The organism is Rhodopseudomonas sp. (assembly GCF_013377015.1).
Classification (GTDB): Bacteria; Pseudomonadota; Alphaproteobacteria; order Rhizobiales; family Xanthobacteraceae; genus JARJEH01.
Genome location: NZ_JACABA010000001.1, coordinates 469,775 through 484,135 on the forward strand (window position 1 = coordinate 469,775; position 14,361 = coordinate 484,135).

The 14,361-nt window shown below is 65.2% G+C and carries 13 protein-coding genes; 11 read left to right on the forward strand and 2 right to left on the reverse strand.

The annotated features are described in order from the left end of the window. Positions 1 to 45: 45 nt before the first annotated feature. Complete coding sequence (locus tag HXX15_RS02265; RefSeq protein WP_296512200.1) at positions 46 to 1,053, reverse strand: ABC transporter substrate-binding protein; 1,008 nt, start codon at positions 1,051 to 1,053, stop codon at positions 46 to 48. A 383-nt stretch (positions 1,054 to 1,436) separates the two neighbouring features. Between HXX15_RS02265 and HXX15_RS02270 the strand changes: the two genes are divergently transcribed. The 10 genes from HXX15_RS02270 (at position 1,437) to HXX15_RS02315 (ending at position 11,410) form a co-directional block, all read left to right on the forward strand. After that, complete coding sequence (locus HXX15_RS02270) at positions 1,437 to 1,706, forward strand: hypothetical protein (protein ID WP_296512202.1); 270 nt, start codon at positions 1,437 to 1,439, stop codon at positions 1,704 to 1,706. 187 nt (positions 1,707 to 1,893) lie between these two features. Continuing rightward, positions 1,894 to 2,364 carry a hypothetical protein gene (locus HXX15_RS02275; protein ID WP_296512204.1) on the forward strand — a complete coding sequence of 157 codons (471 nt, stop codon included), beginning with the start codon at positions 1,894 to 1,896 and terminating at the stop codon, positions 2,362 to 2,364. A 490-nt stretch (positions 2,365 to 2,854) separates the two neighbouring features. Continuing rightward, positions 2,855 to 4,474 (forward strand): ABC transporter substrate-binding protein, encoded by a 1,620-nt coding sequence (locus HXX15_RS02280; RefSeq protein WP_296512206.1) that lies wholly within the window; start codon positions 2,855 to 2,857, stop codon positions 4,472 to 4,474. A gap of 256 nt (positions 4,475 to 4,730) precedes the next feature. Next, positions 4,731 to 5,744: an ABC transporter permease gene (locus HXX15_RS02285; RefSeq protein WP_296512208.1), complete on the forward strand. Its 1,014-nt coding sequence runs from the start codon at positions 4,731 to 4,733 to the stop codon at positions 5,742 to 5,744. Between the two features lie 10 nt (positions 5,745 to 5,754). Beyond that, complete coding sequence (locus HXX15_RS02290) at positions 5,755 to 6,657, forward strand: ABC transporter permease (protein WP_296512211.1); 903 nt, start codon at positions 5,755 to 5,757, stop codon at positions 6,655 to 6,657. Positions 6,658 to 6,793: 136 nt separating this feature from the next. Then, entirely contained in the window at positions 6,794 to 8,677 is a 1,884-nt protein-coding gene (locus tag HXX15_RS02295; RefSeq protein ID WP_296512212.1) for an ABC transporter ATP-binding protein, read from the forward strand. Between the two features lie 23 nt (positions 8,678 to 8,700). Next, entirely contained in the window at positions 8,701 to 8,880 is a 180-nt protein-coding gene (locus HXX15_RS02300; protein ID WP_296512215.1) for a DUF4089 domain-containing protein, read from the forward strand. Then, positions 8,864 to 10,279, forward strand: a complete 1,416-nt coding sequence (locus HXX15_RS02305; protein ID WP_296512217.1) for an AtzE family amidohydrolase — start codon at positions 8,864 to 8,866, stop codon at positions 10,277 to 10,279. Before HXX15_RS02300 ends, HXX15_RS02305 begins: the two co-directional genes overlap by 17 nt. A 1-nt stretch (position 10,280) precedes the next feature. Beyond that, positions 10,281 to 10,676 (forward strand): oxalurate catabolism protein HpxZ, encoded by a 396-nt coding sequence (gene hpxZ, locus HXX15_RS02310; protein WP_296512219.1) that lies wholly within the window; start codon positions 10,281 to 10,283, stop codon positions 10,674 to 10,676. Beyond that, entirely contained in the window at positions 10,673 to 11,410 is a 738-nt protein-coding gene (locus tag HXX15_RS02315) for a GntR family transcriptional regulator (protein WP_296512220.1), read from the forward strand. Before hpxZ ends, HXX15_RS02315 begins: the two co-directional genes overlap by 4 nt. A gap of 12 nt (positions 11,411 to 11,422) precedes the next feature. On the opposite strand, the gene atzF is transcribed toward HXX15_RS02315, so the two are convergent. Beyond that, on the reverse strand, positions 11,423 to 13,225 hold the full coding sequence (gene atzF, locus HXX15_RS02320; RefSeq protein ID WP_366558551.1) for an allophanate hydrolase: 1,803 nt from the start codon (positions 13,223 to 13,225) through the stop codon (positions 11,423 to 11,425). A gap of 346 nt (positions 13,226 to 13,571) precedes the next feature. Between atzF and HXX15_RS02325 the strand changes: the two genes are divergently transcribed. Beyond that, positions 13,572 to 14,345, forward strand: coding sequence for a gamma-glutamyl-gamma-aminobutyrate hydrolase family protein (locus tag HXX15_RS02325; protein WP_296514775.1), 774 nt, complete (start codon positions 13,572 to 13,574; stop codon positions 14,343 to 14,345). Positions 14,346 to 14,361 lie beyond the last annotated feature (16 nt).

Sequence of the window (14,361 nt, forward strand, 5' to 3'; positions counted from 1 at the left end):
AGGAATGAACGCCCCTGCCCTGAATTGGCCGGGGCGCAATATGCATCAGCGGACTTCGGCGAGATAGCGGTCGACGAACCCCTTCTGCGCGGTTTCCATCAGGCCCCAGTCGACGCTCTTGGCGCGGGCATAGTCGGCGTCCGGCAGGAACTTGGCCTTGACGGCTTCGGGCAATTCGATCTGGCGCGCCGGTCGCAGATAGGCGTTGGTCCAGATCGCCTGACCCTTGTCCGACAACAGATAGTCGATCACCTTCTTGGCCTTTTCCTTGTCGGGGGCGTTCTTCACCAGACCGACGACATAGGGGAAACTCACCGAACCCTCGCACGGGATGACGAATTCGAAATTGCCCTTCTCGGCATATTTCGCGCGATAGGCATTGAAATCATAATCGAACAGGATCGGGATTTCGCCCGACACCACCCGCGCGTAGGAGGTCTGCTTCGGCACGATCGGATCGTTCTTGTGCAGTTCCTTGAAGAACGCCACCGCCGGCGAGAAGTCCTGCGCCGAACCGCCGAGCGACAGGTTGACCGCGACCGCGCCGACATAGCCCACCGCCGCCGAGGACGGATCGAGATAACCGACCATGCCTTTGTAGTCCGGCTTCAACAGATCCTTCCAGCACTTCGGCACTTCCTTGCCGCCGAGCGCGTCCTTGTTGACGAACAGGCCGAGCGTGCCGGAATGGATCGTGGTCCAATAGCCGTCCGGATCCTTGAGGCCGGCATCGACCTGATCCCAATGCGCCGGCTTGTACGGCTCCAGCACGTCCTCGGCCTTGGCCTTGATGCCGAAGGTGACGCCGAAATAGCCGATGTCGCCGACCGGATTGGCCTTCTCGGCCATGATCTGCGCCAGCGCCTGGCCGGAATTCTTGTTGTCGTGCGGAATGTCGTAGTTCAGATCGGTCTTGATCGCCTTCAACATCGACGCCCAGTCGGCCCATTGCGGCGGACAATTGTAGCAGATCACATCGGCGGCGCGTGCCGGCTGTGACGCGGCGACAAACGACAGCGCCAACAGCGCCGCAACTGCGCGAGTGATCTTCATTAGGCGTTTCCCCGGGTGATCGAACCATGTAGCGGCGGCAACAGCGCCGCATCCTAACCGCACCCCTAACGCGCGCACATGACCGGTTTGCGACAGCCGCCAACATATCGGCCGCAACAACCTGCGGTGATCGAGCGCGCGGCGCGCAACCCTGTTACCGCGGCACACGACCCGAACCGCGGGTCTAGCGTCGGCGCACCGCGCCCGATTTTGTCCGCCACCGGACAAAAGCCACTGTGGGAGTGCGGGAACTTTCATAATGGTTGGAAATTGAATCGCAACATTTTCGAGTTCCGAGGAGCAGCGCCCACCGAACTAGAGCGGCGCTGGATCGAATTCGGACGATCACTGCAAGACGAATTTTGGATTCGGGAAACTGACAGATGATGAATCAATTCAAATCAAATTCCTGCAAACCCTGGGACGACGAACAGGTCGCGCAGCTGAAGGCCTTGGTTGCAACCGGCGCGTCTCCGATCCGGGCGGCGGCCGCGCTGAAGCGGGCGCAATCGTCGGTGCTGGTCAAGGCGCGGAAGCTAGGCACGCCGTTCATGGGAAGCCGTGAGGCGAAGCGATTGCGCAACGCCAAGATCGCCGCCGCTGAGCAGCGACTGGCTGGTACCGGCACCGATGCCGTGACCGATATCGGTTAAGGCCGGTCGATTTGCAGGCTATCAACGGGCAAAATCCCGCACCGGTTACCGTTCGAAGTAGATACTACGACTAGCTAGCCAAATTTTTGCGGCGCATCCAACGAAAACAGTCCATAATTAACTTGGCTACTAATAGCCTCGAATCAAATTTGAAAGGCACCCTTCCGGGGGTGAAATGGGTAAGCAGATGCAATACTGGATCATTGCATTCACAGCCGCGCTCGTCGTGGTTATTGGCTACGCAGCAGGCCCGGTAGGCGCCGTGGCATCCTTGCTGGTGTTTTCGATCGCCCTGTATCTGCTCTGGGCTCGCAGGCTCGGATTCAATGGAGCCTGGACCAGATTTGGTCTCGATCGGCTGACGGCGCCGCTCTGGAAAGGCGAAAACTGGGACCGCTTCGGCGGCATCTTCAATGACCGAGACAGCGTCGTGAAAGCGGCCACCTTTGCGGTGGTCCTGATCGCGCTGTCGCTGATCCTGCCGGCAAGCCAGGTTGGCCTGGTCGCGGTCGCGATTGCCGCCTGGTACGCGTTCGAGATCTACCGCAGCCAGAAGCCGGCTGTCCGGCCGGCGGCGTTGGAGTCCAAGGTCGCAAACGACAAGGTCGTCTATACGGCGTCCGCGGCACCGCGACCGGAGGCCGCCAAGGTCAACTGATCGCAAATCGCTCACACGCATCGCAGGCGGCGAGGAGAGCCTCGCCGCCTGTTTTCGTTTTATCATTTCCGATGATCGATCCGGCTTGATCTCGTTCGCGATCCGGCGTCGTTCGAGATGACCGCGCCATGAATTGCACGCGGCGTAACTTGCCGCTCGAACGGCACCTCGCGCATCGTCGAGTTTGGAGCCGGGTGCGGCCAGCGCCGCGAAGATTCTCAGCCCGCATTCCATTCCGATCTGACCACGCAGACTCGGCTTGCGCGCCGCAAGCGAATTGGCACCGAGGCAGTTTCGCATATATTTTCATCAATTCTGGCTCTTTGTATGCAATTTAACTGACGCGGCCGGTCCGCGGCTCGGCCTCGGCATCTGCCGATTCTATCGATAAATCAATCAGCTAGCCGACAGTTTCCGGTCCGTTAGGATTTGGCACGATGCTTGCGAGTGTTGTTCCCGAGCCGATCCACCCGTGCCCTGGAGCGCCCCGATGAAGCGTCGCGATTTTCTCAAATCAGTTTCCGGCATCGCTGCCGGCGCCATGGTTCCGGCGCCCGCGATCTGGTCCGCCGCCAAGGCGGACGCCCGCTCGGAGACGCTGCTGATCGTCTCGGAGAGCGGCCCCAACAATCTCGACATTCACGGCATCGGCACCAACGTGCCCGGCTACGAAGTGTCGTGGAATTGCTACGACCGGCTGATCAGCCACGAGATGAAGGCCGGCCCCGGCGGCGTGCCGTATTACGACCGCGACAAGTTCAAGCCGGAACTCGCCGAGGACATGAATGTCGGCGACATGTCGGCGACCTTCAAGCTGAAGAAGAAGGCCACCTTCCACGACGGCACGCCTATCACCGCCAAGGACGTCAAATGGTCGCTCGACCGCGCGGTCAGCGTCGGCGGCTTTCCGACCTTCCAGATGGCCGCCGGATCGCTGACCAAGCCGGAACAATTCGTCGTCGTCGACGATCACACCGTGCGGGTCGATTTCATCAAGAAGGACCGGCTGACGATCCCCGATCTCGCCGTGATCGTGCCCTGCGTGGTCAATTCCGAACTGGTGAAGAAGAACGCCACCGAGAAGGACCCCTGGGGGCTGGACTACACCAAGCAGCAGACCGCGGGCTCCGGCGCCTACAAGGTGACGAAATGGACCGCCGGCACCGAAGTGGTGATGGAGCGCAACGACGACTGGGTCGGCGGCCCGCTGCCGAAGATCAAGCGGGTAATCTGGCGGATGGTGCCGCAGGCCGGCAACCGCCGCGCCCTGCTGGAGCGCGGCGACGCCGACGTCTCCTACGACCTGCCGAACAAGGATTTCGTCGAGCTGAAGGAATCCGGCAAGCTCAACATCGTGTCGACGCCCTATTCGAACGGCATCCAGTACATCGGCATGAACGTCACGATCCCGCCGTTCGACAACCCGAAGGTCAGACAGGCCGTCGCCTACGCGCTGCCCTACCAGAAGATCATGGACGCCGTGCTGTTTGGCCTGTCGAAGCCGATGTTCGGCGCCGCCGCCGACAAGCCCACCGAGGTGGCCTGGCCGCAACCGCACAAGTTCAACACCGACATCGCCAAGGCCAAGGCGCTGCTGGCCGAGGCCGGATTCCCGAACGGCTTCGAGACCACGATTTCGTTCGACCTCGGCTTCGCCGGCGTCAACGAACCGCTCTGCATCCTGGTGCAGGAAAGCCTCGCCCAGGTCGGCATCAAGGTCACCATCAACAAGATTCCGGGCGCCAACTGGCGCACCGAACTGAACAAGAAGGTGCTGCCGCTCTACACCAACGTGTTCTCCGGCTGGCTCGATTATCCGGAGTACTTTTTCATCTGGTGCTATCACGGCAAGAATTCGATCTTCAACACCATGAACTACCAGTCGAAGCAGATGGACGCCTTCATCGACGGCGCCGTCACCGCCGCCGCGAACGGCGACACCGCGGCCTACGACAAGGACGTCAAGGGCTTCGTCGATCTGGCGTTCGCCGATATCCCGCGGATCCCGCTGTATCAGCCCTATGTCAACGTCGCGATGCAGAAGAACGTCTCCGGCTATCAATACTGGTTCCACCGCCGGCTCGATTATCGCGCGATGGTCAAGGCGTAACGACGATGGGCGGCGGGGCACGGCCGCTTCACCCTCCCCCTTGTGGGGAGGGTGGCCCGTCGAAGCGCAGCGAAGCCGGGCCGGGTGGGGGTCTCCACCAGCGCAGTGCCCGCGGCACCCCCACCCCGACCTCCGCGCGCCAACTGCGCTACGCGCAGCCCGCTTGCTCGGCCGACCCTCCCCACAGGGGGGAGGGAAGCCGATCGCGCATCGGTCACGACTCGACGACATCCTCTCTGCGAGCTGGAGCACGCCCATGCTGACCATGATCGGCAAGCGCCTGATGTTCGCGATCCCGAGCCTGATCGGGGTCGTGATCGTGACCTTCCTGCTGACCCGCGCGCTGCCCGGCGATCCGGCGGCGTATTTCGCCGGCCCCGCCGCCGACAAGGTCGCGGTCGAGCAGATCCGCAAGAAGCTCGGGCTCGACCGCCCGCTGATCGAACAATTCTTTCGCTACACCATCGATCTCGCCCATGGCGATTTCGGCAATTCGCTGACCACCGGCCAACCGGTGGCGACCGAAATCCGCAACCGCCTGCCCGCCTCCGCCGAATTGACGCTGCTCGGTCTCGTCATCTCGATCGTGATCGCGATCCCGCTCGGCGTGCTCGCCGCCACCAGGCCGGGGTCGTGGATCGACCATCTGTGTCGGATCACGACGACGGCCGGGGTGTCGCTGCCGGTGTTCTTCACCGGCCTTGTGCTGGTCTACATCTTCTATTTCAAGCTCGGCTGGTCGCCGGCCCCGCTCGGCCGGCTCGACGTGTTCTACTCGGCGCCGCCGGCGGTCACCGGCTTCTACCTGATCGACGCGCTGATCGCGCGCGATCTGGAGACCTTCCGCTCCGCCTTCAGCCAGTTGATCCTGCCGGCGCTGACGCTGGCGATCTTCTCGCTGGCGCCGATCGCCCGGATGACGCGCGCGTCGATGCTGGCGGTGTTGTCGTCGGATTTCGTCCGCACCGCGCGCGCCAGCGGATTGTCGCCCACCAAGGTGATCGTCACCTACGCGTTTCGCAACGCCATGCTGCCGGTGATCACCACGCTCAGCATGGTGTTCTCGTTCCTGCTCGGCGCCAATGTGCTGGTGGAGAAGGTGTTCGCCTGGCCCGGGATCGGCTCCTACGCGGTCGAGGCGCTGATCTCCTCCGACTTCGCGCCGGTGCAGGGCTTCGTGCTGACCATGGCGGTGATGTATGTGCTGCTCAATCTGACGATCGACATTCTCTACGGGGTGATCGATCCGCGCGTCCGGCTGGAAGGGTGAGGTTGTCACGATGAGCACTGTCGCGCCCCCGCTGATCGATCCGGTGCCGCCGGCGCGGACCTCCGGCCTCGCCGCCATTTTCGAACACACCCGCTATGTGCTGGGCGAGAACCGGGTCACCGCCTTCGCCTTCGCCCTGCTGGTGGTGATCGCCTTCGCGGCGCTGTTCGGTCCCACTGTGGTGCCCTACGATCCGCTGGCCAGCGACACCGCGCAGGCGCTGAAGCCGCCGTCGGCGGCGCACTGGTTCGGCACCGATCAGCTCGGCCGCGACATCTTCAGCCGCGTCATCGTCGCGACCCGGCTCGACACCTTCATCGCGGTGGCGTCGGTGGTGCTGGTGTTCGTGATGGGCGGCTTCGCCGGCATCGCGGCGGGCTATTTCGGCGGCTGGACCGACCGCATCGTCGGCCGGATCGCCGACACCATCATGGCGTTTCCGCTGTTCGTGCTGGCGATGGGCATCGTCGCGGCGCTCGGCAACACCGTGCAGAACATCGTCATCGCCACCGCGATCGTGAACTTCCCGCTCTACGCAAGAGTCGCCCGCGCCGAGGCCAATGTGCGCCGCGACGCCGGCTTCGTGCAGGCGGCGCGATTGTCAGGCAACGGCGAATTCCGCATCCTGCTCGTGCATATTTTGCCCAACATCATGCCGATCATGATCGTGCAGATGTCGCTGACCATGGGCTACGCGATTCTCAACGCCGCGGGCCTGTCATTCATCGGCCTCGGCGTCCGGCCGCCGACCCCCGAATGGGGCATCATGGTCGCCGAAGGCGCCGCCTTCATGGTGTCGGGCGAATGGTGGATCGCGCTGTTTCCGGGCCTGGCGCTGATGATCGCGGTGTTCTGCTTCAACCTGCTCGGCGACGGATTGCGCGACATCTTCGATCCGCAGCGGAGGACGTGAGGATGGGGCACAACGCAGCCACATCCACCTTCGTCATGGCCGGGCTTGACCCGACCATCCATCCCCTTTCGCGAGAAATTCTTCCAAGAGCGATGGACCCCCCCGGGGGTGACAACTGTTGTGTGGAGGCGAACCCATGACCGCGCAGCCCTTGCTCGACGTCCGCGATCTCACCGTCGAATTCGCCACGCGGCGCGGCATCGTCAAGGCGGTGCAGCATGTCGACATCAGCGTCGCCAAGGGCGAGACGCTGGGCATCGTCGGCGAATCCGGCTCCGGCAAGTCGGTGACCTCCTACGCGGTGATGCGGATTCTCGATCGCGCCGGCCGGATCGCCGAGGGCTCGGTGATGTTCGGCGGCATGGACGTCAAGACCGCGACCGAAGACCAGATGCGCGATCTGCGCGGTCGCGAAATCTCGATGATCTTCCAGAACCCGCGCGCGGCCCTGAATCCGATCCGCAAGGTCGGCGACCAGATCGAGGACGTGCTGCGCCAGCACGTGCAATCCACTTCGACCGACCGCGGCGAGAAGGCGATCGAGGCGCTGCAGGCAGTGAAGATCGCCCGTCCGCGCGAGCGCTACCACGCCTATCCGTTCGAATTGTCCGGTGGGATGTGCCAGCGCGTGGTGATCGCGCTGGCGCTGGCCTGCAATCCGCAACTCTTGATCGCCGATGAACCGACCACCGGGCTCGATGTCACGACGCAAAAGGCGGTGATGGACCTGATCGTCGAGCTGACCAAGAGCCGCGGCATGTCGACGATCCTGATCACCCACGATCTCGGGTTGGCCGCGGCCTATTGCGATCGCGTGGTGGTGATGGAAAAGGGCCGCGTGGTCGAGACCGCGCTGTCGGCCGACATCTTCGCCAATCCGCAGCATCCCTACACCAAGAAGCTGATGCGCGCGACGCCGCGGCTCGGCGTGACCCTGCGCGATCTGTTGCCGGAGGACGAAGCCGCCGCGCTGGACCGCGCCGCGCTCTTAACCTCTCCCCGCGCGCGGGGAGAGGTCGACGCGCGCAGCGCGTCGGGTAAGGGGGCATCTCCGCAGAACGCCGCGTCTGAACCAGCCGAGCCGCCCCCTCACCCCACCCCTCTCCCCGCAAGCGGGGCGAGGGAGCAGGCCTCGGCTGACGCCACCGTCATGCCCGACCGTAGCGCCGCCAACAGCGAACAGGCTCCACTCCTCCTCGTCGAAAAGCTGGTGAAGGAATATCCGCGCCAGGGCGCGACCGCGCTGCTGAGCAAATTGTTCTCGCGCTCGCCCGCGGTCGAGCCGGAGACATTCCGCGCGGTCGACGGCATCAGCTTCTCGGTCGGCCATGGCGAGAGCGTCGGCCTGGTCGGCGAGTCCGGCTGCGGCAAGTCGACCACCTCGATGATGGTGATGCGGCTGCTGGACCAGACCTCCGGCCGGATCGTGTTCGACGGCGACGAGATCGGCGCCATCATGCCCAACGCCTTCGCGCGGCTGCCCTTACGCAAATCGATCCAGATGGTGTTCCAGGATCCGACCGACAGCCTCAATCCGCGCTTCACCGCGGCGCGCGCGATCGCCGATCCGATCATGCAGCTCGACGATATCAAGGGCCGCGACGCGCTGCGCGACAAATGCGAGGACCTCGCCCGCCAGGTCGGCCTGCCGCTGAACCTGCTCGACCGCTTTCCGCATCAATTGTCCGGCGGCCAGAAGGCCCGCGTCGGCATCGCCCGCGCCATCGCGCTGCGGCCCAAACTGGTGATCCTCGACGAGCCGACCGCGGCGCTGGACGTCTCGGTGCAGGCGGTGGTGCTGAACTTGCTGCAGGACCTCAAGCAATCGATTGGGATGAGCTATCTGTTCGTGTCACACGATTTGAATGTGGTGCGCCTGCTGTGCGATCGTGTCATCGTAATGCGCAGCGGCCGAATCGTCGAGGAGGGACCGTCGGAGCGCGTCCTCGGGGCGCCGCAGGACGCCTACACCAAGGAACTGCTGACGGCGATCCCGCATCCGCCGCTGCCGGTGCACTGAAGGACGATGAGAAAGAAATGAGCGTGGCCGAACCTCTGGACAACTACATCGACGCCGTCGCGGCCGCGTTGGCGCTGCCGATCGAGCCGCAATGGAAGCCAGCGGTGCGCGCCAATCTGGAAGTGTCGCTGCGGCTGGCGCGGCTGGTCGACGAGTTCCCCCTTCCCGACGAGATCGAGCCCGCCAGTGTCTTTGCAGCCTGATCGCGACGCCAGCAGCGACTGGCTTTCGGCATCACAGATCGCGCAAGCGGTCGCGGGCCGCAAACTGTCGGCGCTCGCCGCCACCGAAGCGGCGCTGGCACGGATCGCCGCGCATGATGGCGTGCTAAATTCCTTTACCGACATCGTCGCCGAACGCGCCCGGCAGCGCGCGCGCGCGATCGACGCGACGCTGGCGGGCGGCGAGAACGTGGGGCCGCTCGCCGGAGTGCCGTTCGCCGTCAAGAACCTGTTCGACATCGCCGGCCTTTCGACCCGCGCCGGATCGAAGATCAACCGCGACCGGCCGGCCTCGCTACGCGACGCCACGCTGATCGAGCGGATGGAAGCCGCCGGCGCCGTGCTGGTCGGCGCGCTCAACATGGGCGAATACGCCTACGACTTCACCGGCGAGAACGTGCATGATGGACCGTCGCGCAATCCGCACGATCCGACCCGGATGTCCGGCGGTTCCTCCGGCGGCTCCGGCAGCGCGGTCGGCGGCGGGCTGGTGCCGTTGGCGCTGGGTTCCGACACCAACGGCTCGATCCGGGTGCCGTCGTCGTTCTGCGGCATTTTCGGCTTGAAGCCGACCTATGGACGATTGTCGCGGGCGCGTTCGTTTCCGTTCGTCGCCAGCTTCGATCATCTCGGACCGTTCGCCCGCAGCGTCGAGGATCTCGCGCTCAGCTATGACGCGATGCAGGGCCCCGACGCCGAGGACGCCGCCTGCTCGGCCCGCGCGATCGAGCCGGTGACGCCGTTGCTCGCGCTGGACATCGGCGGCTTGCGGATCGCGCTGGCCGGCGGTTACTTCGAGAAGAATCTGTTCGCCGAGGCGCGCGAGGCCGTCGCCCGCGTCGGCACCACACTCGGCGTCACCCGAACGGTTGAATTGCCGGAAGTCGCCCGCGCCCGCGCGGCAGCCTATGTGATCACCACCACCGAAGGCGCCTCACTGCATCTCGACCGGCTGCGCACGCGGCCGAACGATTTCGATCCGGCGGTACGCGACCGCTTGCTGGCCGGCGCGATGATCCCGGCACCACTGATCGACCGCGCGCAGAAATTCCGCCGCTGGTATCGCGCCCGCGTGTTGGAACTATTCAATGACATCGACGTCATCATCGCGCCGGCGACGCCCTGCGTCGCACCGCAACTCGGACAACAGACCTTCATGCTCGACGGCGTCGAACTCCCGGTCCGCGCCAATATCGGTATCCACACCCAGCCGATTTCCTTCATCGGCCTACCGGTGGTGGCGGCGCCGATTCCGCTGCAGCCGATGCCGATCGGCGTGCAGATCATCGCCGCACCGTGGCGCGAGGATCTGGCGCTGCGGGTGGCCTTTGCGCTGGAGCGTGCCGGCGTCGCCTTGGCCCCGCGGCCGAAGGGGTTTTGAGATGGAGATCGACCTGCCCGACGTGCTCGCCGAAGTCGGCGCCGAATTCGCCCGCTACGAGGCGGCGCTGGTCGGCAACGACACCGCCACGCTCGGCCAATTGTTTCGCGACGATCCGCGCACGCTGCGCTACGGCGTCGGCGAAAATCTCTACGGCTATGAGGCGATCCAGGCGTTCCGCGCCGCGCGCTCGCCGGCCGGACTGATGCGCCGCACCGCCAAGACGGTGATCACCAGCTATGGCCGCGACACTGCGGTGGCCTCGACGTTGTTCTACCGTGACTCGGCGCCGGGCCGGGTCGGACGGCAGATGCAGACCTGGATACGCTTTTCGGAGGGCTGGCGCATCGTCGCGGCGCATGTGAGCATCATCGACGAACCGCGAGACCCGACATGAGCTTCGACGACATGCTGCTGCAACGCCGCGCCGAACGGCCGCGCCCGAAGGGCGAACCGATCCGCCGGGTCGATCGGCCGCCGGTCGCATCCGGCAAGATCACCCGCGCCGAGGAGTTGCGGCTGCAGATCGCCGATGACATCGTGCGCGGCGCGCTGGCGCCCGGCGCTGCACTCGACGAGACCGAACTGGCGCAGCGCTTCAACGTCTCGCGCACACCGGTCCGCGAAGCGCTGCGGCAGCTCGCGGCTTCGGGCCTAGTGGAATCGCGCGCCCATCACGGCGCGGTGGTGGCGCGGCCGTCGCTGGAACGGCTGACCGCGATGTTCGAAGCGATGGCCGAGCTCGAGGCGCTGTGCGCCGGACTCGCCGCCGAACGGATGCCGCCGGTGGAGCGGCGCGGGCTCGAAGCGATCCATGAGGAATTGCGGGTGCTGAGCTACGACGGCAACCCGGAGCGCTTCCACGAAGTCAACGAGCGGTTCCACAACGCGATCTATGCCGGTTCGCAGAACAGCTACATTGCCGAGATCACGCTGGCGACGCGGGTCCGGGTGCAGCCGTTCCGGCGCGCGCAATTCCGCAATCTCGGGCGGCTGGCGAAATCGCAGATCGAACACGACCGCGTCGTGGTGGCGATCATGCGCGGTGACCGCGTCGGCGCCGCCGCGGCGATGCGTGCGCATATCGAACTTGTGCGCGGCGAATACGAGATCTACGCGGTGTCGGTATAGCTCGTCACGCAATCACTCGGCAGCCGCCGCCTGCACTATGAATGCGCGCCAGCCGCCGAACGCCGTGATATCGCGAGCCCCATCGATCGCCGCGACCTCGACCAGAAATCCCTTGACGCTGGAGCCGTCGGCGAGCGCGATGGTGCCGATCGACAGCGGCGAGGGAATGGCGGCGACGAATTTGCCGAATGCCGCCGCCGACAGCGACCACACCTCGAGCGCGATCGCCGCCCCCGTGCCCGGCACGACCCGCAGCATCCCCGGCTTCGGCGGCGTAGTGCCTTTCAACGCGTAAAGCTTGTAGTCCGGCGCGGTTGTCGCAGGCCGCAGAAGTCTCCCGCCCAGCGCCTTCAATTCGCCATTGAGCGCCATGCCTGACAGATGCGCGCCGACCACGGCGATCGGAATCTCGTCGGAATGCGCCGCCGTCGAAACCGGCGCAAGCGGCGGCTGCGACAGGCCCTTGCTGCCCATCGTCAGCTCGGTATCGGCGTGAAACACCCGGCCGATGCTGGCGAGCTGCGCGTCCTGCCCGGCCGGCGCCAGCAGCGTGATGCCGAACGGGATGCCGTCGGCACGCATCGCCGCCGGCAGCGCCAGGCCGCAGAGGTCGAGCAGGTTGACGAAGTTGGTGTAGGTACCTAACCGGCTGTTGAGTTCGATCGGATTGGCCAGCACCTGCGCCACGGTGTAGGCGGTCGGCGCGGTCGGCAGCACCAGCGCATCGATCGCCGCAAATGCGCGCTCGGCGCTCTTGCGCAGCGCCTGCAGCCGATACAACGCCGCGAAAGTATCCGCCGCCGACAACCGTGCGCCCGCAATGGTGATCTCGCGGGTCACCGGATGGATCGCGTCGGGCGACGATGCCAGCAGATCGCGGATCACCAGATAGCGCTCGGCGACCCATGGCCCCTCATAGAGCAGCCGCGCCGTCTCGTAGAGCGGTTCGAGATCGAACTCGACCAGCGTGGCGCCGAGCCCGGTCCAGCGTTGCAGCGCCGCGCCGTAAGCTTGCTCCGAGGCCGTGTCGCCGAAGAACAACAACTGGCCGTTACGCGGCACACCGAGCCGGAGTTGGCCGGGAAACGCGCCGAGCGCCGCGAGCGGCCGGTCGCGCGAAAAGGGATCGGCGGCATCCGGTCCGGCCATCGCCACCAGCGCGGTCATGGCATCGTCGACTGTCAGTGAAAAGATCGAGACGCAATCCAGCGTCCGGCAGGCCGGCACCACACCGGCGGTGGAGATCAGCCCGAGGCTCGGCTTCAGCCCGACGATGTTGTTGAGCATCGCCGGAACCCGGCCGGACCCCGCGGTGTCGGTGCCGAGCGCCAGCGGCACCAGGCCGGCGGACACCGCGACCGCTGACCCCGAACTCGATCCGCCCGGGATCAGGTCGGCGCGAACTGCATTGCGCGGAATCCCATAGGGTGAGCGGACCCCGACCAGACCGGTAGCGAACTGATCAAGATTGGTCTTGCCGATCACGATGGCGCCGGCGGCGCGCAGCCGGGCCACCGCGCCGGCGTCGCACGACGGCAGGTAGGAAAAGGCGGGACAGGCCGCGGTGGTCGGCAGCCCCAGCACGTCGATATTGTCCTTCACCGCGACCGGAACGCCGTGGAGCGGCAGGTGCGCTGGATCCCTACCCGCAAGCGCCGCGGCCTCCGCCAGCGCCGCGGCCTCGTCGCGCAGCGCGATGAAGATCGCCGGATCGTCGTGGGCGCGAATCCGCTGATAGCTGCGCGCGACGGTTTGCGTCGGCGTCAGGGTTCCGGCGCGATGCGCCGCAACGATCGCTTCGATGGTTTCAGGCACGCATTCGCTCCGGGGCCGAGGACGCAACCTGGATGATCCAAGTCGACCGGGTCTGATATCTCAGGCGCTGCAAAGTGTATCTCCGGGCGAGGAATCGACGGCCACTTTGCCCAATCGGGCCGGCACGAACAAGCCGTGTGGCGCTCGCAGCATAAGACGCCCCGCCCCCGCGGTCATGCCCAATTCTCGCTCATGGCGAGCAATTCAAAGCGCCAGCACCGGCCGCGTCGCGTCTGGGCTGCGTTCCGGAGACGGCAGCCATGCGAGCCGACATCGCGGCTCATTGTTGCGCTCGATTTTTCCGACCGTGGCTGTATGGTCCAATAGTTCATCAGGGAGGATTCGGATGGCCCGCAGAGCGGTGGTCGGCGTGATCGGGAATTCGTATCTCGTCGAAAATCGATATGCGGTCCAGCAAGTCGGGGAGCGCAATCTCCGCGCGGTGGACGAAGTCGCAAATGCGTTTCCGGTGATGTTCGCCGGCATGGACGACGTCACCGATATCGATGAACTGCTCGATCTGGTGGATGGCATCCTGCTGACGGGTGGACGCGCCAATGTCCATCCGACCCATTTCAATACCGAACCGAATCCGCGCCACGAACCCTACGACAACGCCCGCGACCTGCTGGCGTTGAGCCTGGTGCGGACCTGCGTCGATCGCGGCGTGCCGTTGTTCGGGATTTGCCGCGGATTTCAGGAAATGAACGTCGCCTTTGGCGGCTCGCTGCATCCGGAGATCCGCGAATTGCCGGGGCGGATGAATCACCGGATGCCGCGATTGGAAAACGGCGAGATACATCCCGATGCCGAAGTCGTGTTCGCCGACCGCCATGAAGTCCGGCTGGTGGCGGGCGGCGTGTTCGCAGAGCTCTTCGGTCGCGAGCTGATCAGGGTCAACTCGCTACACGGCCAGGGCATCCTCGACCCCGGCGCAAGGATCGTGGTCGAGGGCATCGCCGAAGACGGCACGATCGAAGCGATCCGGATCGCCGGCGCCGCGGGGTTCGCGCTCGGCGTGCAATGGCATGCGGAATACGATCCGCAAACCAACCCGATCAATCGCGCCCTGTTTGAAAAATTCGGCGAAGCGCTGGCGGCGTACAAGAGCCGCAGATAGTTCGATCCGCCGCCGT

Coding starts and splice junctions, on each gene's coding strand:
- HXX15_RS02315 (WP_296512220.1), top strand. CDS start 10,673: ATGAGCTTCGACGACATGCTGCTGCAACGCCGCGCCGAACGGCCGCGC.
- HXX15_RS02270 (WP_296512202.1), top strand. CDS start 1,437: ATGATGAATCAATTCAAATCAAATTCCTGCAAACCCTGGGACGACGAA.
- HXX15_RS02285 (WP_296512208.1), top strand. CDS start 4,731: ATGCTGACCATGATCGGCAAGCGCCTGATGTTCGCGATCCCGAGCCTG.
- HXX15_RS02280 (WP_296512206.1), top strand. CDS start 2,855: ATGAAGCGTCGCGATTTTCTCAAATCAGTTTCCGGCATCGCTGCCGGC.
- HXX15_RS02325 (WP_296514775.1), top strand. CDS start 13,572: ATGGCCCGCAGAGCGGTGGTCGGCGTGATCGGGAATTCGTATCTCGTC.
- hpxZ (WP_296512219.1), top strand. CDS start 10,281: ATGGAGATCGACCTGCCCGACGTGCTCGCCGAAGTCGGCGCCGAATTC.
- HXX15_RS02295 (WP_296512212.1), top strand. CDS start 6,794: ATGACCGCGCAGCCCTTGCTCGACGTCCGCGATCTCACCGTCGAATTC.
- HXX15_RS02290 (WP_296512211.1), top strand. CDS start 5,755: ATGAGCACTGTCGCGCCCCCGCTGATCGATCCGGTGCCGCCGGCGCGG.
- HXX15_RS02265 (WP_296512200.1), bottom strand. CDS start 1,053: ATGAAGATCACTCGCGCAGTTGCGGCGCTGTTGGCGCTGTCGTTTGTC.
- HXX15_RS02275 (WP_296512204.1), top strand. CDS start 1,894: ATGCAATACTGGATCATTGCATTCACAGCCGCGCTCGTCGTGGTTATT.